This is a genomic window from Actinoplanes sp. NPDC051343, from assembly GCF_044455125.1.
GTDB lineage: Bacteria > Actinomycetota > Actinomycetes > Mycobacteriales > Micromonosporaceae > Actinoplanes.
In genome coordinates, this window is the sequence record NZ_JBITEL010000003.1 from 547,855 (window position 1) to 571,916 (window position 24,062).

General features: G+C 71.5%; 21 protein-coding genes and 1 riboswitch. Of the genes, 13 read left to right on the forward strand and 8 right to left on the reverse strand.

Annotation, left to right across the window (positions count from 1 at the left end; all coding sequences use genetic code 11):
• The first annotated feature begins 373 nt into the window (after nucleotides 1–373).
• The 5 genes from ACIA5C_RS13070 to ACIA5C_RS13090 all read left to right on the forward strand — a co-directional run bounded on the left by ACIA5C_RS13070 (nucleotide 374) and on the right by ACIA5C_RS13090 (nucleotide 6,771).
• On the forward strand, nucleotides 374–1,936 hold the full coding sequence (locus ACIA5C_RS13070; protein ID WP_396053944.1) for a gluconokinase: 1,563 nt from the start codon (nucleotides 374–376) through the stop codon (nucleotides 1,934–1,936).
• Between the two features lie 20 nt (nucleotides 1,937–1,956).
• A complete protein-coding gene (locus tag ACIA5C_RS13075; RefSeq protein ID WP_396053946.1) occupies nucleotides 1,957–2,445 on the forward strand; it encodes a hypothetical protein in 489 nt (162 codons plus the stop codon).
• Nucleotides 2,446–2,624: 179 nt separating this feature from the next.
• Nucleotides 2,625–2,753: riboswitch (cobalamin riboswitch) on the forward strand.
• A gap of 57 nt (nucleotides 2,754–2,810) precedes the next feature.
• Nucleotides 2,811–4,838 carry a magnesium chelatase subunit D family protein gene (locus ACIA5C_RS13080; RefSeq protein WP_396053948.1) on the forward strand — a complete coding sequence of 676 codons (2,028 nt, stop codon included), beginning with the start codon at nucleotides 2,811–2,813 and terminating at the stop codon, nucleotides 4,836–4,838.
• Nucleotides 4,838–5,422 carry a cob(I)yrinic acid a,c-diamide adenosyltransferase gene (cobO, locus tag ACIA5C_RS13085; RefSeq protein ID WP_396053950.1) on the forward strand — a complete coding sequence of 195 codons (585 nt, stop codon included), beginning with the start codon at nucleotides 4,838–4,840 and terminating at the stop codon, nucleotides 5,420–5,422. The genes ACIA5C_RS13080 and cobO overlap by 1 nt, the downstream gene beginning before the upstream one ends.
• The gene (locus ACIA5C_RS13090; protein ID WP_396053952.1) at nucleotides 5,416–6,771 is read left to right on the forward strand and encodes a cobyrinate a,c-diamide synthase; all 1,356 of its coding nucleotides are present in this window, start codon (nucleotides 5,416–5,418) and stop codon (nucleotides 6,769–6,771) included. Before cobO ends, ACIA5C_RS13090 begins: the two co-directional genes overlap by 7 nt.
• A 6-nt stretch (nucleotides 6,772–6,777) precedes the next feature.
• Here the strand turns inward: ACIA5C_RS13090 and ACIA5C_RS13095 are convergent, their stop codons facing one another.
• From ACIA5C_RS13095 to ACIA5C_RS13105, 3 genes are read right to left on the reverse strand one after another with little or no spacing between them, the layout of a single operon-like run.
• A complete protein-coding gene (locus ACIA5C_RS13095) occupies nucleotides 6,778–7,371 on the reverse strand; it encodes a type II secretion system protein (RefSeq protein WP_396053954.1) in 594 nt (197 codons plus the stop codon).
• A complete protein-coding gene (locus tag ACIA5C_RS13100; protein WP_396053956.1) occupies nucleotides 7,368–8,870 on the reverse strand; it encodes a hypothetical protein in 1,503 nt (500 codons plus the stop codon). Before ACIA5C_RS13100 ends, ACIA5C_RS13095 begins: the two co-directional genes overlap by 4 nt.
• Nucleotides 8,867–9,457 (reverse strand): type II secretion system protein J, encoded by a 591-nt coding sequence (locus ACIA5C_RS13105; RefSeq protein WP_396053958.1) that lies wholly within the window; start codon nucleotides 9,455–9,457, stop codon nucleotides 8,867–8,869. The genes ACIA5C_RS13100 and ACIA5C_RS13105 overlap by 4 nt, the downstream gene beginning before the upstream one ends.
• 101 nt (nucleotides 9,458–9,558) lie before the next feature.
• Between ACIA5C_RS13105 and ACIA5C_RS13110 the strand changes: the two genes are divergently transcribed.
• Both ACIA5C_RS13110 and ACIA5C_RS13115 read left to right on the forward strand, forming a co-directional pair.
• Nucleotides 9,559–9,921 carry a cobalamin biosynthesis protein gene (locus ACIA5C_RS13110; protein ID WP_396053960.1) on the forward strand — a complete coding sequence of 121 codons (363 nt, stop codon included), beginning with the start codon at nucleotides 9,559–9,561 and terminating at the stop codon, nucleotides 9,919–9,921.
• A 45-nt stretch (nucleotides 9,922–9,966) separates the two neighbouring features.
• Nucleotides 9,967–11,382 (forward strand): hydrolase, encoded by a 1,416-nt coding sequence (locus ACIA5C_RS13115; RefSeq protein ID WP_396053962.1) that lies wholly within the window; start codon nucleotides 9,967–9,969, stop codon nucleotides 11,380–11,382.
• Here ACIA5C_RS13115 and ACIA5C_RS13120 read toward each other — a convergent pair.
• Nucleotides 11,372–11,776 carry a VOC family protein gene (locus ACIA5C_RS13120; protein ID WP_396053964.1) on the reverse strand — a complete coding sequence of 135 codons (405 nt, stop codon included), beginning with the start codon at nucleotides 11,774–11,776 and terminating at the stop codon, nucleotides 11,372–11,374. The two genes, ACIA5C_RS13115 and ACIA5C_RS13120, sit on opposite strands and share 11 nt — an antisense overlap.
• Before the next feature lie 45 nt (nucleotides 11,777–11,821).
• Entirely contained in the window at nucleotides 11,822–13,300 is a 1,479-nt protein-coding gene (locus tag ACIA5C_RS13125) for a glutamate--cysteine ligase (protein WP_396053966.1), read from the reverse strand.
• Nucleotides 13,301–13,433: 133 nt separating this feature from the next.
• Here ACIA5C_RS13125 and ACIA5C_RS13130 point away from each other — a divergent pair, with 133 nt between their 5' ends.
• Nucleotides 13,434–14,657, forward strand: a complete 1,224-nt coding sequence (locus ACIA5C_RS13130) for an SGNH/GDSL hydrolase family protein (RefSeq protein WP_396053968.1) — start codon at nucleotides 13,434–13,436, stop codon at nucleotides 14,655–14,657.
• Here the strand turns inward: ACIA5C_RS13130 and ACIA5C_RS13135 are convergent.
• Together ACIA5C_RS13135 and ACIA5C_RS13140 are read right to left on the reverse strand one after the other, a co-directional pair.
• On the reverse strand, nucleotides 14,654–15,175 hold the full coding sequence (locus ACIA5C_RS13135) for a hypothetical protein (RefSeq protein WP_396053970.1): 522 nt from the start codon (nucleotides 15,173–15,175) through the stop codon (nucleotides 14,654–14,656). The two genes, ACIA5C_RS13130 and ACIA5C_RS13135, sit on opposite strands and share 4 nt — an antisense overlap.
• Nucleotides 15,176–17,572: 2,397 nt before the next feature.
• Nucleotides 17,573–17,698: a hypothetical protein gene (locus ACIA5C_RS13140; protein WP_396053972.1), complete on the reverse strand. Its 126-nt coding sequence runs from the start codon at nucleotides 17,696–17,698 to the stop codon at nucleotides 17,573–17,575.
• A gap of 741 nt (nucleotides 17,699–18,439) precedes the next feature.
• Here ACIA5C_RS13140 and ACIA5C_RS13145 point away from each other — a divergent pair.
• Nucleotides 18,440–18,676: a hypothetical protein gene (locus ACIA5C_RS13145; protein ID WP_396053974.1), complete on the forward strand. Its 237-nt coding sequence runs from the start codon at nucleotides 18,440–18,442 to the stop codon at nucleotides 18,674–18,676.
• A 16-nt stretch (nucleotides 18,677–18,692) separates the two neighbouring features.
• Here ACIA5C_RS13145 and ACIA5C_RS13150 read toward each other — a convergent pair whose 3' ends face one another.
• Nucleotides 18,693–19,436 (reverse strand): ATP-binding protein, encoded by a 744-nt coding sequence (locus ACIA5C_RS13150; protein WP_396053976.1) that lies wholly within the window; start codon nucleotides 19,434–19,436, stop codon nucleotides 18,693–18,695.
• Between the two features lie 124 nt (nucleotides 19,437–19,560).
• Here ACIA5C_RS13150 and secA2 point away from each other — a divergent pair, with 124 nt between their 5' ends.
• The 4 genes from secA2 to ACIA5C_RS13170 all read left to right on the forward strand — a co-directional run bounded on the left by secA2 (nucleotide 19,561) and on the right by ACIA5C_RS13170 (nucleotide 24,002).
• On the forward strand, nucleotides 19,561–21,855 hold the full coding sequence (gene secA2, locus ACIA5C_RS13155) for an accessory Sec system translocase SecA2 (protein WP_396053978.1): 2,295 nt from the start codon (nucleotides 19,561–19,563) through the stop codon (nucleotides 21,853–21,855).
• A 361-nt stretch (nucleotides 21,856–22,216) separates the two neighbouring features.
• Nucleotides 22,217–22,768, forward strand: coding sequence for a winged helix-turn-helix domain-containing protein (locus ACIA5C_RS13160; protein WP_396053980.1), 552 nt, complete (start codon nucleotides 22,217–22,219; stop codon nucleotides 22,766–22,768).
• A 21-nt stretch (nucleotides 22,769–22,789) separates the two neighbouring features.
• Nucleotides 22,790–23,422, forward strand: a complete 633-nt coding sequence (locus ACIA5C_RS13165; RefSeq protein ID WP_396053982.1) for a uridine kinase — start codon at nucleotides 22,790–22,792, stop codon at nucleotides 23,420–23,422.
• A gap of 160 nt (nucleotides 23,423–23,582) precedes the next feature.
• On the forward strand, nucleotides 23,583–24,002 hold the full coding sequence (locus ACIA5C_RS13170) for a TraR/DksA family transcriptional regulator (protein WP_396053984.1): 420 nt from the start codon (nucleotides 23,583–23,585) through the stop codon (nucleotides 24,000–24,002).
• The last annotated feature ends 60 nt before the right edge of the window (nucleotides 24,003–24,062 follow it).

Genomic DNA, 24,062 nt, shown 5'->3' on the forward strand with positions numbered 1-24,062 from the left:
GAGCGTCGCCCGCGTGGCTGACCGGGTCCCACCGCACGGCGGCCTGGCGGTGCCACCAGGCGCCGGATGCGGCCGAGGCGGTGTCCGGGTGGGGCGGCGGCGGGGCGGCGGTTCGGCAGGGCGGCGGCCCGGTGGCCGTGGCGGGGCGGTGGTGTGACCCGGCGGCCGAGCGGGGCGGTGGTGTGACCCGGCGGCCGAGCGGTCCAGCGGTGTGGCCGGGTGGTCGGGCGGGCGGTGTGATCGGGTGGCTGGGTGGGAATCTGGTGGCCTGGGTGGCGGGCGGGTTGAGTGGAGGCTCGCGGCCCGGAAATGTGGGTGTCGAGAGTTTGGCGCCGGGCGGTGGGTCCGGTGAGGTGACCGAAGGGGCTACCGCATGGACGTCGTGATCGGCATCGACACCGGTACCACCGCGACCAAAGGGATCGCGGCCGGGATCGACGGGGTGCTGCGGGCGCACACCAGCTTCTACTACCCGCTTGCGGTGCCTGCGCCGGGGCGGGCCGAGCTGGAGGCCAGTGCGCTGCAGGACGCCGCGCGCAAGGCGCTGGTCGACGTGGCGGCCCAGTGCCGGGAGCGCGGCGACCGGGTGATCGCGGTCAGCCTGAGCGCGTTCCTGCACGCGCTGGTGCCGATGGACGGTGACGGCAAGCCGCTCGGGCCGCTGGTCACCTGGGCCGACAGCCGGGCCGGCAAACAGTGCGAAGACATTATCGCGTCCGGGCGGGCCAAGGGGCTGCACGCCCGCACCGGCACGCCGGTGCACCCGATGGCGCCGCTCAGCAAGCTTGCCTGGTGGAAGGAGAACGACCCGGCCACGCTGCGGGAGACCCCGCGGTGGGGCGGGGTCAAGGAGCTGGTGCTGGCCGCGCTCGCCGACGAGCCGTTCCAGGTCGACCTTTCGCTGGCCTCCGGCATGGGGCTCTACGACATCCACCGCAAGCGGTGGGACGAGGAGGCACTCGAGGTTGCGGGCGTACGGCAGTCGCAGCTCGGCGCCGTCGTGCCGACCACCTCGCGGTTGCGGCTGCGCGGTGAGGTCGCCGCGGCGGCCGGGCTGCCGGCCGACACCCCGCTGATCATCGGGGCGGCGGACGGGCCGCTGGCCAACCTCGGTGTGGGTGCGACCCCGGCCGGGGTGGCCGCCGTGTCGCTGGGCACCAGCGGGGCGCTGCGCACGATCGTCGACCGGCCGACAGCCGACGAGGCCGGGCGGCTGTTCTGCTACGCGCTGACCGAGGACCGGTGGGCGATCGGCGGGGCGGTCAACAATGCCGGGTCGGTGGTGCGCTGGGCCGGGCAGAGCTTCGCCGGCGGGTTCGAACGGCCGGGCGCCGAAGGCGAGGACGCCGACGAGCGCGACGCGGCGCTGCTGATGGAGGCCCAAGGCGCGCCGCCCGGTAGCGAGGGCCTGCTCTGCCTTCCTTACCTGCTGGGGGAACGGGCGCCCTGGTGGCGGCCCGGGCTGCGCGGGGCCTACCTCGGGTTGCGGCGCGAGCACGGGCGGCCCCATCTCGTACGGGCGGCGGTCGAGGGCGTCTGCCAGCAGTTGGCGCTGGTGCGCGACTCGTTCGCGGCCGAAGGGTTCGAGGTGCGCGAGGTGCGGGCCACCGGGGGCGCCGTCGCCTCCGAACTGTGGGTGGGTGTGCTGGCGGCGGCGCTCGACCTGCCGGTCGCCGTGGCCGACACCCCGGAGGGTACGGCGATGGGGGCCTGCCTGCTGGGCCTGCACGCGCTCGGTGAGCTGCCCGACCTCGACCATGCGGCGGCGCTGGTCGCGATCGGCGAGCCGACCCGGCCCGACCCGGACAACGCCGCGCTCTACCGCCGGATGCGCCCGCTGGTCGAGAAGTCGGCCCTGGCCATGATCGAAACCGTGCAGGAGCTCGACCGGCTCGCCCCGCCGGCGCTGCCGACGACCGACAAGGGGCTGACCTGAGGCTGATTCGGCCGCCGACGATGAAGGTCGGTGGCCCGCTGCCGTACGTCGCCTTTCTCTACCTCGGCGTCTCGCTGCTCGCGCGACCGCACGCGACCGTGTGGCATGTGGCCGGCCTGGTGCTGCTCGTGGCGGCGTTTCCGCCGTTCACGGTCAGCATCTGGCGGTTCTTCCGGGACAGGCCGGCCGCGCGGGGGGACTTCCCGGTCGACCGGCCGGTGGCCGGGATCGAAGCCGACGACCGGGGGGAGTGGCTCTACTCACCGTCGGCCGCGGGGACGGAGATCGAGTTGCGGCTGCGGGGGCAGCGGTACGTGGCCGCCTTCCCGCCACCGGAGACGCAGGCCTATCGCCGGGTGATCGCGGGGATCACCGAGACGCTCAACGGAGGGGTCCGGAGCGTCGACGTCAATGCGGCCTTCGCCGAGGTGATCGGGAGGGAGCCGTTCCGCCATCGGGGTCCGACCCCACCGACGCTGACGGATCGGCTCCTCGGATTGACCCGGTGAGAGCGGGGCGCCGACCGCGCGCGCCGGGCGGCCCCGGGGCAGACGCGCTGTATGTCACGGTCGGGAGCGGGGCGCCGACCGCGCGCGCCGGGCGGGCCGGGGCAGAGGCGCTGTATGTCACGGTCGGGCGCGTTGACGTTTGGGGCGCCGGTGGGAAAGCATGGCGGCGAGCGGTTGCGGAGGAACCCGGTGCGAGTCCGGGGCGGTCCCGCCACTGTGACCGGGGAGCTCACCCGCAAGGTTTGCCACGGCCTGCTGGACGGGCCGGAAGGTGGCGGGGCGGCGGCGATCCGGGAGTCAGGAGACTCCGGCCGCTCGGTTGTGCTCAGCGCGCGGGCGTGGACACCCGCGCAGGAGGGAAATACGTGACGCCGTACCCGTTCTCGGCCGTGGTCGGGCTCGATGACCTACGCCTTGCCCTGCTGCTCACCGCGGTTTCGCCCGCGGTCGGTGGTGTGCTGGTGCGAGGCGAGAAGGGCACCGCCAAGAGCACCGTGGTGCGTGCCCTGGCCGCCCTGCTCCCCGACGTCGCCGTGGTGCGCGGCTGCCGGTTCGCCTGCGATCCGGCCGCGCCCGACCCGCAGTGCCCGGACGGGCCGCACGAGGCCGGGGCGCCGAGCGTCCACCGGCCGGCCGCGCTCGTCGAACTGCCGGTCGGCGCGACCGAGGACCGCGTGGTGGGCACGCTCGACATTCAGCGGGCGCTGGCCGACGGGGTCAAGGCGTACGAGCCGGGGCTGCTCGCCGCCGCGCACCGGGGGGTGCTCTACGTCGACGAGGTCAACCTGCTGCCCGATCATCTGGTCGACCTGCTGCTCGACGCGGCGGCGATGGGCCGGGCGCACGTCGAGCGGGACGGGGTGTCGGTCAAGCATGCGGCCCGGTTCCTGCTGGTCGGCACCATGAACCCGGAGGAGGGCGAGCCGCGGCCGCAGCTGGTCGACCGGTTCGGGCTGGTGGTGACCGTGTCGGCGCCGCGCGATCCGGTGCAGCGGGCCGAGGTGGTGCGGCGGCGGCTGGCGTACGAGCTCGACCAGGACGCGTTCGGGGCCCGCTTCGAAGGCGACGAGAAGGAGCTGGCGGCGCGGATCGTCGCGGCGCAGAAGGTGCTGCCGGGTGTGACGCTGCCCGACCGGGAGCTCGACCGGATCGCCCGGGTCTGCCTGGCCTACGGGGTGGACGGGATGCGGGCCGACATCGTGGTGGCCCGGTGCGCGGTGGCGCTGGCTGCCTGGCACGGGCGGTCGGAGGTCACGGCCGGCGACGTGGCCGACGCGGCTCGGCTGGCGTTGCCGCACCGGCGGCGCAAGGATCCGCTCGACCCGCCCGGCACCGATGAGGAGAAGCTCGAGCAGGCGCTGAACGAGGCCGAGAACGACCTGCCCCCGGATTCGCACGGTTCGCCGGACGATGACGACGATCCGGACGGCGGCCCGCCGCCGCCCCCACCCCCGCCGCACGGCCCGAACGGCCCGAACGGCGACGGCAACGAGGGCCCGCCGCCGGGCACCAACGGCGACGGCAGCCAGGGGCCGCCCCCGGGTAACGAGCCGGGCGTGGACCCGCCACCGGCTGACGCCACGAACCGGGACGAATCGCCCACCGGCGGGACGGCCCCGAGTGCGCAGGCCGGAGCGGCCCCGGTTGCTCCTGGCGCCGCGTTCCGTCCGCGTACGCTCTCGATCGCCAGACGCGGTGAGGGTGGGCATTCCGGTCGGCGTTCGCCGGCCTTCGCCCGGCGAGGCCGGGTGATCGGCTCGCGGGAACCGCGAGGGAAGCTCGCCGGTGCTCCCCACCTGCCCGCCACCCTGCGTGCCGCCCTGCACCGTGGCGCCCGCCGGGTGGGTCCGGGCGATCTCCGCGAGGCCGTGCACGTCGGCCGCGAGGCCAATCTGGTGCTGTTCGTGGTCGACGCCTCCGGTTCGATGGCGGCCCGCAAGCGGATGACCCTCGTCAAGACGGCGGTCCTGTCCTTGCTGCGCGACGCCTATCACCGCCGCGACCGGATCGGCATGATCACCTTCCGGGGTCACGAGGCCGAGCAGGTGCTGCCGCCGACGTCGAGTCATGAGGTCGGTGTGCTGCGGCTGGCTTCGCTTCGCACCGGCGGCCGCACGCCGCTGGCCGCGGGGTTGAGACAGGCGGCCGCCACCATCGCCACCGAACGCCGTCGCGACCCCCGCCGCCGGCCGCTGCTGGTGGTCGTCACCGACGGCCGGGCGACCAGCGGGCCCGACCCGGTCACGCTGGCGCCCCTGCTGAACGGGGTCGCGACCGTCGTCGTCGACTGCGAGTCGGGTCCGGTGCGGCTCGGCCTGGCCCGCCGCCTGGCCTCCGCGCTCGACGCCGATCTGATGCCGCTGGACACCCTCGAGATGCGGAGGACCGCCTGATGCCTCAGGGCAAGGTGGAAGTCGTACCGGATGACGGGCTGACCACCCGCCAGCGCCGCCGGCAGGCCGTTCTGGCCGTGCACACCGGCGACGGCAAGGGCAAGTCGACCGCCGCGTTCGGGATGGCGTTGCGGGCCTGGAACGCGGGCTGGCCGATCGGCGTCTTCCAGTTCGTGAAGTCGGAGAAGTGGCGGGTCGGCGAGGAGGCTGCCCTCAAGAAGCTCGGGGGCGTCACCTGGCACAAGATGGGTGAGGGCTGGTCGTGGATCCAGCGGGCCGGCACCGAGCGTGACCACGCCGCCGAGGCGGCCGAGGGCTGGGCCCAGATCAAGCGGGATCTGGCCGCCGAGACGTACAAGTTCTATGTGCTCGACGAGTTCACCTACCCGATGAAGTGGGGCTGGGTCGACGTCGACGACGTGGTGGCCACGCTGGCCGCCCGTCCCGGCACCCAGCACGTCGTGATCACCGGCCGGTACGCGCACCCGTCGCTGCTCGAGGCGGCCGACCTGGTGACCGAGATGACCAAGGTCAAGCATCCGATGGACGCGGGCCGCAAGGGCCAGCCGGGCATCGAGTGGTGAGCGTCCCCCGCGTCGTCATCGGCGCTCCCGCCTCCGGGCACGGCAAGACCACGGTCGCTACCGGCCTGCTCGCGGCGTTCGCCCGCCGCGGGGTACCAGTGGCGCCGTTCAAGGTCGGCCCCGACTACATCGACCCCGGCTACCACGCCCTCGCCGCCGGCCGCCCGGGCCGCAACCTCGACCCGGTCATGGTCGGCTCGGACCGCATCGCGCCGCTGTTCGCCCACGGCTCGGCCGGTGCCGAACTGGCCGTGATCGAGGGCGTGATGGGGCTTTACGACGGCCGCACGGGCGCGGGGGAGGACGGCTCGACGGCCCAGGTCGCGGGCGTGCTGCAGGCCCCGGTCATCCTGGTCGTGGACGCGGCCGCGCAGGGCCGCTCGGTGGCCGCGCTGGTGCACGGTTTCCGCAGCTTCGGCACGGTCCGGCTGGCCGGTGTCATCCTCAACCGGGTCGGTTCCGACCGCCACGAGCAGATCCTCCGCGACGCCTGCGAGGAGGTCGGCACGCCCGTGCTCGGCGCCCTCCGCCGGGCCGGCGCGGTCGCCGCCCCATCGCGACATCTGGGCCTGGTGCCCGCCGCCGAGCGTCGGGCCGAGGCGCAGGCCTCGGTCGATGCGCTGGCCACCCTGGTGGCCGCCGCGGTCGACCTCGACGAGGTCGCGGCGATCGCCCGGTCGGCGCCGCCGCTGGCGGCTTCGTCCTGGAGCCCGCTTGCCGAGGATCCGGTGCCGGGCCGTCCGACGGTTGCGCTGGCCGGTGGTCCGGCTTTCAGCTTCTCGTACGCCGAGACGGCCGAGCTTCTCGCCGGCGCCGGCGCTTCGGTCGTGACCGTCGACCCGTTACGGGACGAGAAGCTCCCCGAGGGCACCCGCGCGCTGGTCGTCGGCGGCGGTTTCCCCGAGGTGTACGCGGCCGAGCTGTCGGCCAACGAGCCGCTGCGCCGGGCGGTCGCCGACCTCGCCGCCGCGGGCGGGGCGATCGCGGCCGAGTGCGCGGGTCTGCTGTGGTTGTGCCGCACGTTGGACGACGCCCCGATGTGCGGGGTCCTCGACGCGGACGCCGCCATGACCCCGTCGCTGACCCTCGGCTATCGGGACGCGGTCGCGCTCAGCGACAGCCCGCTGGCCCCGGCGGGCACGCGGGTGACCGGCCACGAGTTCCACCGCACGACGGTGCACCCGCGCTCGGGGCTGTTGCTGTCGCCGGCCGCCGGGGCGGCGTGGCAGTGGCGCGGCGGCGACCCGGAGGGCTTCGCCTCGCCCAACGTGCACGCCTCCTATCTGCATCTGCACTGGGCCGCCGACCCGGGGCTGGCCCGCCGGCTGGTGGCCGCGGCGGCCGCCTGACCGGTGTCATTGCCAGGTCGGGTCGTCGAGCGTGCTCTCGGTCAGCATGGCGGCCACGTACTGGCAGAGGCCGGAGCAGACCGGCGAGTTCCAGGTGATCACGACGACGACCCGGTACATCGGCACGTACAGGTTGCGCACAGCGGACGTGACCACGGTGCAGTCGCCGCCGGTCTTCGCCTGCCAGCACGAGCCGACGTACCACCAGCGCTGGTAGGGGGTGGAGTCGCTGGTCAGCTGGATGGTTTCAGGCGCGGTCGGCAGGCCCTGCACCGCGGTCGACGCGGGCAGCAACGGGTCCTGCCACGCCGGCTCGGTGCGGGTGGCGGCCAGGTATTCGCCCGCGGCCGGCGCCTGCCACTCGGCCTGCACGGCCGCCTGGGTGCGGCCCAGCAGCACGTTCGAGCCGGGCAGCTGGCTGACGTAGTCCATCGAGCCGGCCGCCAGCTGCACCGCCACCTGCGTGTCGGCCTGCCGGTGCTGGACGGTGGAGGAGCGCACGAAGAACACCGCCAGGCTGGCCATCACGGTGCCGACGATGCCGAGCGCGACCATGGTCTCGACCAGCGTGAAGCCCCGGTCGGCGCGGTGCCGGCTCACTGCTCGATCACCCGGGCCAGGCCGGACGTGCTGACCGGCGGCACCGCGTCCCACTTCTGCAGGTAGTCGCCGGTGCACGCGTCCAGCCCCACCCAGTCGGCCTGCACCGCGGAACCGGCCGGCAGCGGAGCCAGGCACTGGCCGATCCAGGATCCGGTGCCCTCGATGCGGTACTTCTCGTCGTAGACGGCACCCTTGTCGCCCCGCGCCCACCAGACGAAGTCGGCCGGGGCCACGGCCGCGGACAGCGGGCACGCCGCCATGGTGACCTTGGTCTGGCCGGTGGCGGGCGCCTTCAGGCACACCTTGGTGATGCCGTCGGTCTTCGTCACGTAGATCAGGCCCTTGGTGCCGTAGTCGGGCAGGGTCCACACCTCGTTCCAGATCTGGCTCATGTCCACCGGCGGCAGGACCAGTGACTGCTTGCACGGGAACGCCCAGTTGTTGACGCCGCTGTAGTTGAAGTCCAGGCACTTGCCGAACTGCTTGAAGTTCACCAGCTGCCCCGACTCGGGCCCGGCCGCACCCGAACCGGCGTCGGCCGTGACGTTCCAGGACTCGTAGTTGGTCGTGGTCACCCCGCAGTTGTTGTTCTTCTGAACGATCGCCGATCCCGGGGTGTTCGGCGACACGATGTTCCAGCAGTACGAGTTGAGGGTCGTGCCGTTGTCGGTGCCGCGGAAGTTGCTGGCCGAGTCGAAGGCCCACTTCTGGGAAATCTTGGTGAGGAGCCCGCAGTCCTGCAGCCTGAGCTGATTGGAGGCGTCGGCCTGGGCGCACAGCCCGTTGGGGTAGAGCGCCGGGTCGGCGGTCATCAGCTTGATCGTCAGGTCGGACATGTAGCCGAACTTCTGCTTGTCGACCGTGGTGCCGTCCGCGTTCGTCGCGCACACCGACATGGTCAGGGCCGTGCCGGCCGTCGCCGGAAAACCGGTGACGCAGTAGTCCTGGGTCGCGGCCGGCGTGCGGTAGACCCGGATCTGGCCGCCGGGCATGTTGCCCATCGCCCGCAGCTTGAACTGGTACGTCCCGATCAGCGTGCGCCGGTACCTGCTCGCCGTCGAGGAACCCACCGCCACGACGTACGCCCACCGGGGAGTCTGTAGCAGCTGCGGGGCGCAGGTGACGCCGTTCGACCGCACCCAGGCGTCGGTCTGCTGGGTCGGGTCGCTCTTCAGATACCAGATGGTGGTGGCGTAACTGCCGTCCCTCGTGCTGAGCGTCCCGGTCACCTGGGCGGCCTGACCCGCGGAGCACGGCAGCGCCGAGATCGCGCCCAGGTTGCCGGTGCTGCCGGCCGCCCGCAGGGACGCCAGGGCACCGGCCAGCCCGCTCCGGGCGGCCAGCAGCGCCGTCGAGCGGCCGATCGCCCCGTTGGTGTCGGTCGCGCCGCGCACCATCGTGTTCAGCGTCAGCGTCGCCAGGCTGACCCCGACGATGACGACGAGCATGGCCAGCGGCAGCGACCCGTGATCGCCGCGCGGGCGTCCAGTGATCACGGCCGGCCCATGTCGGCGCAGACCCCGGTGCTCACGGTGGCCAGGGACGTGTTGAGAGCGGTGAACGAGAAGTTCGACCGGCGGGCGAGCGAGGAACCGGCGGACGGCCGCACCGTCACGTCGATGGTCAGCCTCTGGTGCGGGTAACCACTGGTGCTGGCCGGCTGCAGCGTGAACGGCTGGGTCCCGGACAGGAACGAGGCCACCGTGGTCCAGGGACCGGGCTGGCCGCCGGCCGGTTCCGAGCGCCGCTGCAGAAGACTCGACGGCACGTTCAGCCGCAGCTGGCTGCAGACCGTGGTGGTGCCGGCGGTGGAGGTCCATTCGACATACCAGCCGCCGGCGGCGCTGGCGGCCGGGTTGGGCTGGCTGATCGCCGTCGCGTAGCGCACCGACCGGTCCAGCAGCTGGAAGGCGGTCTGCAACTGTGTCATCTCGCCCGACAGCACGTCCGACCGGTTGGTGATGCGGTACATCCCCACGATCCCCGCCGTGGCCAGAGCCATGACCACGGACGTCACCGCCATCGTCACCATGAGTTCGGCCAGCGTCATACCGGCGTCCCCGGAAACACCTGCCCTCGCCACCAGAAGGCCCTTCGGTCGATCGTCCCCATCCGGATGATCGGCGATCCACGTTCCTTTCTTAGACGCGGCTAGCCTTTCTTGGGCGCGGCTAGCATCGTGTGATGCTTGTCGTCGGGATCGGGGCGCGCCCGGGCGTACGGAAAGCCGAGCTCGACCAGGCGATCGACCTGGCGCTGGCGGCAGTGAGCCGGCACCGCGGCGAGGTCGCCGCCCTTGCCACGCTGGACCGGAGGATGGCCTCCCTTCGCGAGTTCGCGGACGACAACGGCTGGCAGCTCATCGCCTTCACCGCCGACGAACTGGCGGCGGAGAAGGTGCCGCAACCCAGCGCGACCGTGCTGGCCCATGCGGGGACGCCCAGCGTCGCCGAGGCGGCCGCGCTCCGGGCGGGCACCCGGCTGATCGCGACGAAAAGGGTTTTCCCTCGCGTCACCGTGGCGATCGCCGAAAGGGTGCCCGCGTAACCCGGGCGCTCATAGACTGCCGCCGATATCAGCTATCGGAGGTGCATGGTGCTCGTCCGTTCCCGTGCGCTGCTGGCCGCCGCCACCCTGGCGGCCGGCGCGACCCTCGTCGCCATGGTCCCGACGCAACCCGCGTCGGCCGCGACCGTCAAACGCGTCCTGTTCGACAACACCAAGGCCGAGACGGCGGGCAACGCCGACTGGATCATCAGTACGTCGCAGCCGGACCCGCTCGGCCAGAACGGCAACCCGACCTCGGACACGTCCTGGACCGGCGCGCTCTCCTCGTGGGGCGTCGCCCTGCAGCGCAGCGGGCAGTACAGCCTGAAAACCCTCAACTCGGGCACGATCACGTACGGCGGCAGCGGCGCCCTCGACCTCAAGAACTTCGACGTGTTCGTGCTGCCCGAGCCGAACGTCCTGCTCAGCGCGGCCGAGAAGAAGGCCGTGATGCAGTTCGTGCAGAACGGCGGCGGCCTGTTCCTGATCGTCGACCACAGCGGCAGCGACCGGAACAACGACGGCGAGGACTCGGTCGAGATCGCCACCGACCTGATGACCAGCAACGGCGTCGACAACACCGACCCGTTCGGGCTCACCATCGACACCAACGACATCAGCAGCGAGAACGCGGTCGCGATCAGCAGCAGCACCGACCCGGTGATCAACGGTCCGTTCGGCAGGGTGACCGGCAGCATCATCCGCGACGGCAGCACACAGACCCTGCACAAGGCCGACAACGCGTCGGTGAAGGGCCTGGTGTGGCGGCCCGGCTCCAGCCCGAGCGGCACGACCGGGGCGTTCTTCACGACCAGCACGTTCGGCTCGGGCCGGGTCGCGGTGTGGGGCGACAGCTCGCCGATCGACGACGGGACGGGGCAGTCCGGTAACACCCTCTACGACGGCTGGAACGACCCGGCCGGCACCGACGCGGCGCTCGCCCTGAACGGAACCGCATGGCTGGCCGGCACGGGTTCGACGTCCACGCCGCCGCCGACCGGCGGCTCGTGCGGCACCGCCCAGTTGCTCTCCAACACCGGGTTCGAGTCGGGCGCCACGGCGTGGAACGCCTCCACGAGCGTGATCACCAACTCGTCGTCCGAGCCCGCGCACGCCGGCTCTTACAAGGCCTGGCTGGACGGCTACGGCACCGCCCACACCGACACGCTGTCGCAGACGGTGACCATCCCGAGCGGCTGCTCCGGGGCGACGCTCAGCTTCTGGCTGCTCGTCGACTCGGACGAGACGACCACGACGACGGCCTACGACAAGCTGACGGTGGCCGCGAGCGGCACCACGATCGGCGCGTACTCCAACCTCAACAAGGGCAGCACCTACGCGCAGCGGACCCTGTCGATCACCGGCTCCGGCAGCCGGACGATCACCTTCACTGGCGTCGAGGGCAGCCAGCTGGCGACCGCCTTCGTCATCGACGACGTGACCCTCACCCCTACTCCCTGAACAGGCAGAACGGGTGGCCGGCCGGATCCAGCAGCACGCGCACGTTCGGCTGCGGCTGATGGCCGGCCACCTCGGCCCCCAACTCGACCGCGTGGGCCACCGCCTCCTCGAGGTCTTCGACCTCGAAATCCAGATGCAGCATCATCTGCTGGGCGCCGGCCCGCGGCGGCCAGACCGGTTTCTCGTACGCCGCGGCCTGCTGAAATCCCACGTAGCCGACCCCGTCGACGGGCGCGATGACCGCGTTCGCCCCGTCGGTCCGCATCGGCCATCCGAGCAGGTCGTGATAGAAGCGGGCGAGGGCATGAGCGTCCGGCGCGTCGAGATAGACGCCCCACCAGTCGTGGCGCTGATCCCGCGGCGTCGAACCGTCGTCCTGTGTGCGTCCTCGCATCGCGCCTCCGTGGACCGGCCTCCGGGTTGGGCTCCAATTGGCACATCACGCGTCTAACGGCCATTCGTGGACGGGGCGGTTCTCGTGCATCAGGGGCAGATAGCGCTTCAGCATCTCGTGCAGGGCGGCTCGCCGGTCGAGGCCGTCGGCCTCCAGGGCGTGCAGCGTTGCGACCTGCCAGGAGGCGCCGTTGCGGTGGGTGAGGCAGCGCTGTTCGATGATCCCGAGGAGCCGGTCGCGTTCGCCGGGGGAGACGCCCCAGCGGTTCAGGCCCTCGTGGGCCATCGGCAGCAGCCGGCGCAGCACGAGTTCGGTGACCGGGATGTAGCCCATGCCCGGCCAGAACACGGTCGCGTCGATGCCGTGCCGGGCGCACGTGTGGAAGTTTTCCTCGGCCGCGCTGAAGCTCATCTGGGTCCACAGCGGGCGTTCGGCGTCGGCCATGGTGCGGATCAGGCCGTAGTAGAAGCCCGCGTTGGCCAGCGTATCGAGCACGGTCGGGCCGGCCGGGAGCACGCGGTTCTCGACCCGCAGGTGCGGCCGGTCGCGGACCACGGCGTAGATCGGCCGGTTCCAGCGGTAGACCGTCCCGTTGTGCAGCCGCAGCTCGGACAGGGCCGGCACCTCGCCGCGTTCCAGGGTGTCGGCCGGGTCCTGGTCGTCGCAGATCGGCAGCAGGGCCGGGAAGTAGCGGACGTTCTCCTCGAAAAGGTCAAAGACCGACGTTATCCAGCGCTCACCGAACCACACCCTTGGGCGTACGCCCTGAGCCCGGATCTCCTCCGAGCGCGTGTCGGTGGCCTGCTCGAAGAGCGGGATCCGCGTCTCCCGCCACAGTTCCCGCCCGAACAGCAACGGCGAATTGGCGCCCAGGGCGACCTGCACCCCGGCGATGACCTGCGCCGCGTTCCAGTACGCCGCGAACTCGGCCGGCGACACCTGCAGGTGGAACTGGGTGCTCGTGCACGCCGACTCGGGTGCGATCGTGTCGGTGGTGACCGCGAGGCGGTCCACCCCGTCGATGCGGATGTCCAGGTCTTCCCCGCGGGCCGCGAAGATCTGCTCGTTGAGCACCTTGTAGCGCGGGTTCGCCGACAGCGCCTCGGCGGTCATGTGCTCGCGGCGCAACGTCGGCAGGATCCCGATCATCACCGTGTGCGCGCCGACCGTACGGGCGTGTTCCTCGGCCTTGTTGAGACTGGCCCGCAGGGACTTCTCGAGGTCGGCGTTCTCGTCGCCGGCCAGCCGGCGCGGCGGTACGTTGATCTCGATGTTGTACTGGCCCAGCTCGGTCTGGAAATCCGGGTCGGCCAGCGCGCCCAGCACCTCGGCGTTGCGCATGGCCGGGTCGGCGGCCTCGTCGATGAGGTTGAGTTCGATCTCCATCCCGGTCAGCGGCCGCTCGAAGTCGAACCGTGACTCGCGCAGCATCGTCGCGAACACGTCCAGGCTGCGGCGGATCTTGTGCCGATATTTCGCCCGGTCCTCACGGGTGAAGCTGGTCTGCTCGACGTCCTCGCCCACGGCACACCACCTCTTTTTCGAACCTTCAACGTCGCACACGGCCCGGATCGGCGCCAGAGGTCACCAGAGCGTGAGACCGCGGGCGGTACCCGCTCTTTACATCGCTCACACATCGATCGAGACTTACCTATTTATGGACGCACGAATCAAGGCCGCCACGGTGGTGCTGATCGTTCTGGCGACCACCACCCCGGCCAGCGCGGCAGGCAGACATCAGAACAACGAATGGGAGACGGCCTGGGCCACGGCGCCGGCCGCCGCCGTCAGCGGCGTCGAGCAGGGGTACGCGGGTTACACCATCCGCAACGTCGTGCACCCCACCGCGGGCGGCAACCGGGTGCGAGTCCACCTGTCCAACCGCTTCGGCACCGCGCCGGTGCTCTTCGGCCACGTGACGGTCGCCCTCTCGGCGCACAGCCCCAGCGACGGCACCGCTTCGGTTCCCGTGCGCGACGTCCTCTTCAACGGCCGTGCGCAGTTCACCGTCCCGGCCGGGGCGGAGGCGATCAGCGATCCCGTTGCTCTGCGCGTACCCCAGGGCCGTGACCTCCTGGTCACCACCTGGACCCCGGAGCCGTCCGGCACCGTGACCTACCACCCGGCCGCCATGCAGACCTCGGTCTACAGCCGTGGTCCGCAGGACCACGCCGGCGACGCTTCCGCGAGCGCCTTCACCGACACCTCGACCGTCTGGCACTACATCAGCGCGGTCGACGTCACCGGGCCACCCGGCACCGTGGTCGCGCTCGGCGACTCGATCACCGACGGCGTCGCCTCGACGCCGGGCGCCAACCGCCGCTGGACCGACTACCTCGCGACCCGGCTGACCCACTCGCCGGTCCCCGACTACGCGGTCGCCAACTCGGGGATCAGCGGCAACCGGGTCCTCCTGGACGCCAACTACCCGAACTACACGATCTACGCGACCTCCGGCCGCTCGGCGCAGTGGCGGCTGCCGCTGGACGTGCTCGACCGGGCCGGCGCCCGCTCGGTGATCATCTTCGAGGGGGTCAACGACATTCAGCAGACGCCGCCGCAGTCCGATCCGCAGGCGATCATCGCCGGGCTGGCGCAGATCGCGGCGCAGGCGCGCGCCCGGGGGCTTCGTGTCGTCGGGGCGACCATCACGCCGTTCGAGGGCTGGCGCACGTGGACCCCGTCGATGGAGGCGGTGCGGGTCGCGGTCAACGACTGGATTCGGCGGTCGTTCCCCGCGGTGGCCGATTTCGACGCTGCCGTACGGGATTCCGCCGATCCAGCCGTCCTGAACCCGGCCTTCGACAGCGGCGACCACCTGCACCCGAACGATGCAGGTGATCTCGCAATGGCGAACGTGGTGCCGCTGGACAGTCTCTAATGGACCATCACGACCAGGGTCACGGCCACCACAAGCGCGCCGAGGAACGCCTGCAACAGCAGGGCCGGGCCGAGGTGTGACCAGCGGGTGGGGATGCGCGGGGTGAGCGGTTGCATGGTCGTCAGGTTGACCACTTGCATCAGCTTCACCGGCAGCTTCGGGTCCTTCTGGGGCTGCGTGGTGAACTGCACCAGGTCACCCCGGTGCATCGCCGACTGGGGCAGTTGCCCGTGCATCTCGACCTCGTAGACCTGGCCCAGGTCGTCGCGCAGACGCACCGGGGTCACCAGGTATTCGGGGCCCTTCTTGAGGTCCTTGAAACTGCGGCTGGGACCCCGCATCCGGAGTAACGCGCCGACCATGCGGCCGAGCGAGGCGGTGAGGTAGACCAGGATCAGCAGTGGCTGGCCGACTTTCACTTCCCGGGTGTACGAGGTCTGGTAGCCGGCGAACCGGCCGGTGATGTGGGGACTGACGTGCCGGAGGATCTGCTCGCGGTACAGCTCGACGTCGTCCATGGGGGGATCACCTCCACGCCGATGGGTTCCTCGATAATACGGAAAGTGACTGCCTGTACGCCGTGAGTGAATGTAGTCCTCTCGCCCGTCTCCTACCGGCCGCACCCCGTTAACCGCTCCCTTAGCCCCTTTTTGCCTCGTCGGGCCCCGGATCTGCCGAAAATCGCCCGGATCGGGACCCGAGGCGGTCAGATGGAGGCGGGCCCGCGTCGTGAACGCGGCCTCCGACGGGGGACGAAGGCAGGCAAAATGGCACCGACGCAGGCGTACGTGAAGCCGGACAGTGTGCTGGCACGCACCGCCCGGGAAATGCTCGACGCGCACGCCGGCGGCGCCGGCCCAAGCACGGTCATGCAGAACTGCCCGCTCTGCGGCGAACCCCTCCCATGCTCCTCCGGCCGGGCCGCCGCCGAAGTCCTCTTCGCGGCCGGCCTGGCCGAGGCATCCGGGCTGGTCGCCGCCTCCCGCAAAAATCTGGGCCTCCCCGCGACACCGTCGGGCGGCCCGGGCTCCTCACCCTCCGGCTACGTCACGCCCCCACCGGCCGAACCCACCCGGTGGCCCGGCCCGCCGGACGACGACCGCCCGGCGGCCGGCAGCGTTTCCGGTACGCCCGCCCCGACCGGCCTGATGTTCGCCGGCTCCCCGATCGAACTCGTCGAGGACGACGCAAACCTCGCCGCCCCTGACCTGTTCCCACCGCCCGGCCCATCGGCGAGCCCCGACTCGGCGGCCGCCCTGAGCCCAAGCTCCCCGGCCGCCCTGCGTCCCCAGCAACCGGGCGGCCTCCGCCCACCACCCACCCCGGCCGAATTCAGCGCGCTGCGCCCACCCCCGACTCCGGACGAGTTCACCGCCCTGCGGCCTCAGCACGCCCCGGAACAGGGGCCATCCGGCGCGTGGCCCCCGCCGGGGGGTCCTCAGCCTCCGGCGCCGGGTGCGTGGCCGCCGCCCGCTGAGAGCGGCTCACCGAACGGTCCGGCGGTCTGGCAGGGGCCTGGCGGCCTTGCCGCGGCGAGGCCGGAGAGCGGTGTCGGCGGGTCAAACGGGCCCCGGCCGCAGGGTGGTCTTTCTGGGCTTTCCTCTGGCCCGCAGGGGGGTGGCTTCCCTGGTCCGCAGGCTCCTGGTCAGCCGGGTGGCTTCGGTAATCCGCAGGCTCCCGGACAGCCTGGTGGCTTTGGTGGTCCGCAGGCTGCCGGACAGCAGGGTGGTTTTTCTGGTCTGCAGGCTCCTGGTCAGCCTGGTGGCTTTGGTGGTCCGCAGGCTGCCGGACAGCAGGGTGGTTTTTCCGGTCCCCAAGCCCCTGGGCAACCTGGTGGCCCCGTCGACCCGCGCGTGGCCGGCCAATCCCTCGCGACTCCGCATGCTTCCGGTCGGCCGAGTGGTCTTCCTGGCCCGCAGCCGGACGGCTCCGGTGGTCCCCAGGGATATGGACAACCCGGCGACCCGCAGGCACCGGGCTATCCCGGCGGACCGGGTGGCCCGCAGACATCGGGGCAGCAGAGTGGTACCGGCGGTTGGCCGGGACCCGGCGGTCCCCAGGGCCCCGGGCTGCAGGGCGGTCCGGCCGGTTGGCCGGGCGCCGACGGCCCGCACGGTCCGGGGCAGGCGAGTGGCTTGCAGGCGCCGGGGCAGCCGAACATTTTCCAAGGACCCGGACAGCCGGGTGGTTTTGCCGGGCCTGGTCAGCCGGGTGGTTTTGTGGGTCCTGCCGGGCCTGGTCAGCCGGGTGGTTTTGTGGGTCCTGCCGGGCCTGGTCAGCCGGGTGGTTTCGTGGGTCCTGCCGGACCCGGGCAGCCTGGCGGTTTTGTGGGTCCTGCCGGGCCTGGTCAGCCGGGTGGTTTCGTGGGTCCTGCCGGACCCGGGCAGCCTGGCGGTTTTGTCGGTCCCATCGGACCCGGGCAGCCCGGCGGTCCGCAAGCTCCCGGTCACCCCGGTGTCCCGCAAGCGTTCGGACCGCAAGGGGCTCCTGGCGGATGGCAACAGCCCGGAGGTATGCCCGACGGCCCGCAGGCAGGCCCCGGAGGTTGGCCCGCCGCACCCGGCCCGCAGACAGGCGCACCGCAGGGCGCCCCCGGGGGGCGCGGCGGCATCCCCGGCCGGGGCCCGGGCACCGAGGGAAACGGCTTGGCTTTCTCGGCCCCGCAGCCCGAGACTCCCGGCCCGCCCGGACCGCAGCCCCCCAACTGGAACCCATCCGCCCCGCCCCACCCAGCCGACGTAGACCCGCTCCTGGCCGGCCCGCCGACCTACTACCAGCAGAACCGTCCCCTGGACGCCCCCAACTTTCCCCGCTCACCCCGCCAGCCCGGACAGCCACCCGTAGGACCCGGCGCAGCGGTTCCCCCCGCGGGGGCCACCCCGGGGCAGCCCGGCGTACCCACCCAGCCCGGCAGCTCACCCGAGGCAGGACCGCTCGCCGCTCGCCCCGGCGCAGCCGACGTCTCGGGTCAGCCCGGCGCCCCCGGCCAACCCGGCGCTTCCGGTCAGGCGGGTGGCCCGCGCCAGTCCGAACCAGGCCATCCGGGGGCTCCAGCCGCTTCGCGCCCTCCAGCGGCGCCCGCCGGCTCGGACGATGCCGAAGCAGCCCCACCAAACCAGCTGAGCGAATCCGCGTCGCCGAGCCAGGCCTCTCAGCTCGGCCGTTCCAGTCTCGGCGGCAGCCCACCCGATTCAGGCGGCGACGAACGCGGCAGCGGTCTCGCGCAGCCCGGCAGCAGTCTTTCGCAGCCCGGCAGCGGTTCCGCGCAGTCTGGTGGCGGTTCCGCGCAGTCTGGGAGCAGTCTTTCGCAGCCTGGCAGCGGTCTTTCGCAGCCTGGCAGCGGTCTCGCGCAGCCCGGCAGCGGTCTAGCCCAGCCCGCCGGCAACGCTCAACCCGCCAGCGGCCACACCTCCAGCCAGTCCGGCCTTTCGCACATCGGCCTCCAGCCGGGCCCCGGCATCGTCCAGCCCGGCTCCCACCCGCCGGCGTCCCCAGAATCGGGCCAAGCCGGCTCCGGCCCAGCCGCCAGCCAGCCCGTGACCCTAGGACGGCCTCAATCCGCCCAGCCACCGTCCCAGCTGAACTCCGCTCCCACTCCGACGAACCCGAATCCGACCCGTCCCGGGGAAGCAGCTCAGTCCGCCTTCGGCGTCGGCGACGGCTCGGAACAACCCAGCGGCCTGGGCCTCCGCCCGGCAGATCCCGGCGCCGAGCCACCGTCCGGCCTGGTCGCGCGGCCCACCGAGCGGACTCCGGGCCGCCCCCGCCTGGAACCGCCCAACATGGGCCAGCTGAATCGCCCGATCTCCGACGGTCCCCAGGCGCTGAACCAGCAACCGGTCGCCCCCGACCCGGTCAACCCGCACACGGCCGGCCAGCAGCCGGTCAACCCGCCCAACGCCCCCCACCCCGGCGGCAACCAGCCGCCGGCCCGCGCCAAGCGTCCCCGCCTCGAGCCGCCGAACATGGGTCAGCTGAACCGCCCTCTGAACGGCGACAGCCCCAACCAGGGTCACTGAGGCGCCCGGCAACGCCTCAACCGGTGGTGAGCCGGCTCCACACCACCTTGCCGTCGGTCACCGGGAGTACGCCCCAAGCCTCGCTCAAGTCCCGCACCAACCGCAGCCCCCGCCCCCCGGCCGCGGTCACCGCCGGGTCGGTCGGTTTGGGGAGCAGCCGGCTGTGGTCGCGGACCGTCATGTTGACGCGGCCGTCGCGCACCCCGAACGTGAACTCCATAGTGGTGTGTGCGTGCCTCACCACATTGGCCACCAGTTCGGTTGCGATCAGTGCTGCGGTGGCCGCCAGGTCGCTTCGGCACCATGCCCCGCACGCCTGTGCCACCAAGGCTCGCACCTGCCGGCACGCGTCGGGGACGGGCCTCAGGCGTACCCGTATTCGGTAGTCGGCCGGTTGTGTTCCGGCCTCGGCCATCGCCGCGGCGAATGCCGCGTCGCCGTCGGCGGCGAAGGCCAGACCGCCGCAGTCGGGGTCGGCGGCTATCGCTTTTTCCGTACGCCGATCCGCTCCGCAAAGCACGATGGGCACGTTGGGCCATTCGATCGTCTGGCCGACGACCGCACCGAATGCGGCGAGCCCGACCGGATCGCCGATGCGCAGGCGGCCGACGTCGATCAGCAGTTGTTCCGGTTGTTTGGCCAGGCTACGCCGTACCGCCTGCTGGAGGGCGTCGCCGGTGACCTGGTCGAGGATGCCGCTCACCCGCAGCAGTGCCACCGGGAGGTCCTGCTGGGGTCGGCAGACGAGCTGGCTCGGCACCGCCCCCTCCTCTCGCTGGTGACCGCATGGTGTGCAGACAAGTTCTGTGCCCGGCGGCCGATAGAAGCAAACGTGCCGGGAGTCGGCCCCAAGCTTTCAGGAAAATCGAGTAGCGTTGCGCGCCATGGGTGTGTCGCAGCGGCTGAAGAGCCGGTTCCGCAAGTTTGTGCAGCGTCCGGGCACTACGGTCGACCTTTCTCCGTTCCAGAGGCGGCTTGCCGCCATCGAGGCCCGTGAGGATGCGCTGCGCGAGCTCGATGACGAGGGGCTGACCGCGGCGGCCCAGGAGGCCTCCGATTTCATAGAGATCTGCGCGATCGGGCGGGAGGCGGCGTGGCGCGCGCTCGAGGAGCGGCCGTTCGACATGCAGCTGATGGGCTCGATGGCGCTGTTGTCGGGCCGGGTCGCCGAGATGGCGACCGGTGAGGGCAAGACGCTGACCGCGACCATCGCGGCGTACGGGCATGTCCGGCTGGGGCACGGCCCGGTGCACGTGCTGACCGTCAACGACTATCTGTCCCGCCGCGACGCGGAGTGGATGGGCCCGGTCTACGACCTTCTCGGCCTGTCGGTGGGCTGGGTGACCGAGACGTCCACGCCCGACGAGCGCCGCGAGGCCTATTCGTGCGACGTCACCTACATCTCGGTCAGCGAGGCCGGCTTCGACTACCTGCGCGACCAGCTGGTTACCGACGTGGCGGACCGGGTGCAGCGCGAGCTGGCGACCGCGATCGTCGACGAGGCCGACTCGATTCTGATCGACGAGGCCCGCGTGCCGATGGTGCTGGCCGGCAGTGTCACCGCCGAGGCCGACCCGGTGCACGAGGCGGCCGATCTGGTGCGCGGGCTGCGGGCGGGCAAGGACTACGAGGTGGCCGAGGACGGCCGCAGCGTGGCTTTCACCGACTCGGGCCTGAAGAAGGTCGAGGAGCAGCTCGGCGGCGTCGATCTGTACGCCGACGACCAGGTCGAGCACCTTTCCGCGGTCAACGTCGCGCTGCACGCCCAGGCGCTGCTGCGCCGCGACGTCGACTACATCGTCCGCAACGGCGGGGTCGAGCTGATCGACGAGATGCGGGGCCGGGTCGCCCAGCGCCGCCGCTGGCCGGACGGTCTGCAGGCGGCCGTGGAGGCGAAGGAGGGTCTGACCGCGACGGCCGAGGGCGAGGTTCTCGACACGATCACCGTGCAGGCGTTCATCGCTCTCTACAAGGTGGTCTGCGGCATGACCGCGACCGCCGTGCACGTCGGCGAGCAGCTGCGCGAATACTTCAAGCTCGAGGTCGCGGTCATCCCGTCCAACACCGGCAACATCCGCGAGGACGACGACGACCGCATCTACTCGGCGCATGAGACTCGTGACGAGGCCCTGGTCGAGGAGATCAAGATCGCGCACGAGTCGGGCCGGCCGGTGCTGGTCGGCACGCTGGACGTGAAGGCGTCCGAGCTGCTGGCCAAGCAGCTGGCGGCGGCCGGGGTGCCGTCGGTCGTGCTGAACGCCAAGAACGACGCGGAGGAGGCCTCGATCATCGCCGAGGCGGGCGCGCTGGGCGCGGTCACCGTCTCGACCCAGATGGCCGGCCGGGGTGTCGACATCCGCCTGGGCGGCAGCGACGAGGCGACCCGTGACGAGGTCGTCGAGCTCGGCGGGTTGTACGTGATCGGCGCGGGCCGGCACGACAGCCGCCGGGTCGACGACCAGCTGCGGGGCCGCGCCGGCCGGCAGGGCGACCCGGGCCGCTCGGTGTTCTTCGTCAGCCTGGAGGACGAGCTGGTCACCCGGCACGCCGGTTCCTCGCTGCCGCGGTCGCCGCGGATGGACATCGACGGGGTCGTGCACGACCCGCAGGTCGACTACGCGGTCGAGCACGCCCAGCGGGTCGCCGAGGGCGTCAACCACGAGATCCACCGCAACACCTGGCGTTACAGCGTGGTGATCGAGCAGCAGCGGGTGGCCCTGGCCGAGCGCCGGGAGCGGCTGCTGACCTCCGAGGTCGCGGCGATCATGCTGCTCGAACGGTCGCCGGAGAAGGCCAAGGAGATCGACGAGGACGTGCTGTCCGAGGCCGCTCGTTCGATCGCGCTCTACCACCTCGACCGGCTGTGGGCCGAGCACCTGGCCGAGCTCAACGAGGTGCGGGAGGGCGTGCACCTGCGGGCGCTGGGCAAGCTCGATCCGCTCGACGAGTTCCACCGGGCGGCCGTCCCGGCGTTCCAGAAAGTCTTCACCGAGATCGAGCGCCGCACCATCGAGACGTTCGAGGAGACCGACCTGAGCGAGGGCTGGCAGCCGGAGCGGGCCGACATCGTCCGGCCCAGTGCCACCTGGACCTACCTGGTGCACGACAACCCGTTCGGTTCGGAACTCGACCGGCTCATCGCGGCGGTCGGCCGTCGGCTCACTTCGACAGGTGAGTAAGCGGTAACGATCCAAGGACAGCGGCGTTCCGGTCCGGAACGCCGCTGTTTCATTTCTCACGTGAAATAGAATGCATCGACACGGATTTGTGGCGGCCGTCTCACCCAAGCTCACAAAATAGTGTGACCCGTGGCACGGAACGGCAGCGTACGGCCCTCGTTGGGCCATGTTTAATCAATCTGACAGAATCCGTTACCGGGAACGCATTTCCACACGGCAAGCTTGCTGTGGAACGATTTTCCCACAGTGTGGTTGCCGCCTTGACCGGGCAACCGCGCGGCCGGAATTATCGTTCGCGGATTTACGGAGGGTGATCGGTCGTATTCGGTTGCCGACATGTATTTTCAGGGGGCTCAACTAAATGCCGGTCACTGCACTTCCGCCACGCATCAATCGACATGTCACCGGCCCCGGCCGGGGCTCGGTGTCGCGGCGTCCCAGCGAGCCCGCCCTGACGGTCACGGTCGCCATTCCGTTGTCCGGCGAGGAGCTGCTGCCGCAGGCCCACAAGTTGATCGAGGCGGTCCGCGAGCTCGTCGAGCTCAGCCAGGGCACGGTCACGATCGAGTCGGCCGTCCCGGTGGCGAGCGAGTCGCCGGTGCCGTCCGGCCCCGAGGTCCGCATCCTCACCGCGTCGCGTCAGGTGATGCTCGACGGCCAGCTGCTGCCGCTGACCCGGCTCGAGTTCGACCTCCTGCTGTTCCTCGCCGAGCGTCCCCGCCGGGTCTTCACCCGCGGGCAGCTGCTGTCCGGGGTCTGGGGCTACGAGCACACCGGCGAGCGCACGGTCGACGTGCACGTGCGGCGCCTGCGTCTCAAGCTCGGCGGCAACCTCCCCGTGATCACCACCGTCTACGGCGTCGGCTACCGCCTCTCGGACGAGGCCCGCGTTCTCGTCCTGCCGCACGAGTAAGCACGAGGCTAACCTCGCCGCGTGCGCATCCGCCCCGTTTCGTTCGAAATTCTGGTCAGCGAGCTGGCCGGTCTCCTGCTGAGTCGGGAACCCGACAGTTACCTCCGGGTGGGCATCGACGGCCCGCCCGCGGCGGCCCCCGAGCGTCTCGCCGACGCCCTCGTCGACCCGCTGAAGGTTGGCGGCCGTCCCGCAATACGGATCAGTACAGCGGATTTCCTGCGACCCGCATCACTGCGCTTCGAGTTCGGCCGCCGCAATCCGGACACCTTCTACGCCGGCTGGTTCGACGAGGCCGGCCTCGCCCGCGAGGTGCTCGACCCGGCCGGCCCAGGCGGTTCCGGGCGGGTGCTGACCCGCCTCTGGAACGCCGAAACGGACCGCGCCACCCGCCAGCCTTATCAAGATCTTCCGTCCGGCGCGGTGCTGCTGGTGAACGGTCCGCTCCTGCTCGGCGGGGGTCTGGCGTTCGACGTGGCGGTCCATCTGGAGCTTTCGCCGGCTGCTCTCGCCCGCCGCACCGACCCGGAGGATGCTTGGACGCTCCCGGCCTACGCCCGCTATGCCGAGGAGGTCGACCCGGCTTCGTTCGCCGACATGGTCGTCCGGCTCGACGATCCGAGGCGTCCGGCCATGGTCCTTGAACGTCAATGAAGCGAGTCCGTAGCGGAAGCCACCACTGACAGTTATGCTCCGGTTACTTTTTCAGCGGAGGCCCCGTTTGGGACCTCCGGCGGAGGGTAGAAGGCCGGTCCACGGTGCGATGGACCGGTAACGGGGGAGCCACCCGCAGGGGCAGAGGAAGGCAGGGAGCATGCTCGTCAACGGAGCGGTTATCACGGGTAAGGGTGCCGCGGTCAAGGGGCGTACGCCGGAGGAGATCGAGCAGATCCGGGCGATCCTGCGGGGACGGTTCGACGATCTCAGCTCGGAGTACGAAGAGGCCGCGGCGGAGAACCACAAGCTCAGGCTGGCCGAGATCGGCGACGCCGCCGGCGACGACCAGGCCGACAGCGGGTCCAAGACCGCCGAGCGCGACGCGGCGACCTCGCTGCTGCGCACCCTGCTCGACCGGCGGACCCAGGCCGAGCTGGCCATGCAGCGGCTCGACGACGGCACCTACGGCAACTGCGAGGGCTGCCACAACCCGATCCCGGTGGAGCGGCTGGAGGTCTTCCCTTCCGCCACCACGTGCGTCAACTGCAAGCAGGTGCGCGAGCGCCGCGCCGGCTGACGAGACGACGTGTGAGAACCCGCTGCCGGGGCGACGGCGGCGGGTTTCGCATAATCGAGC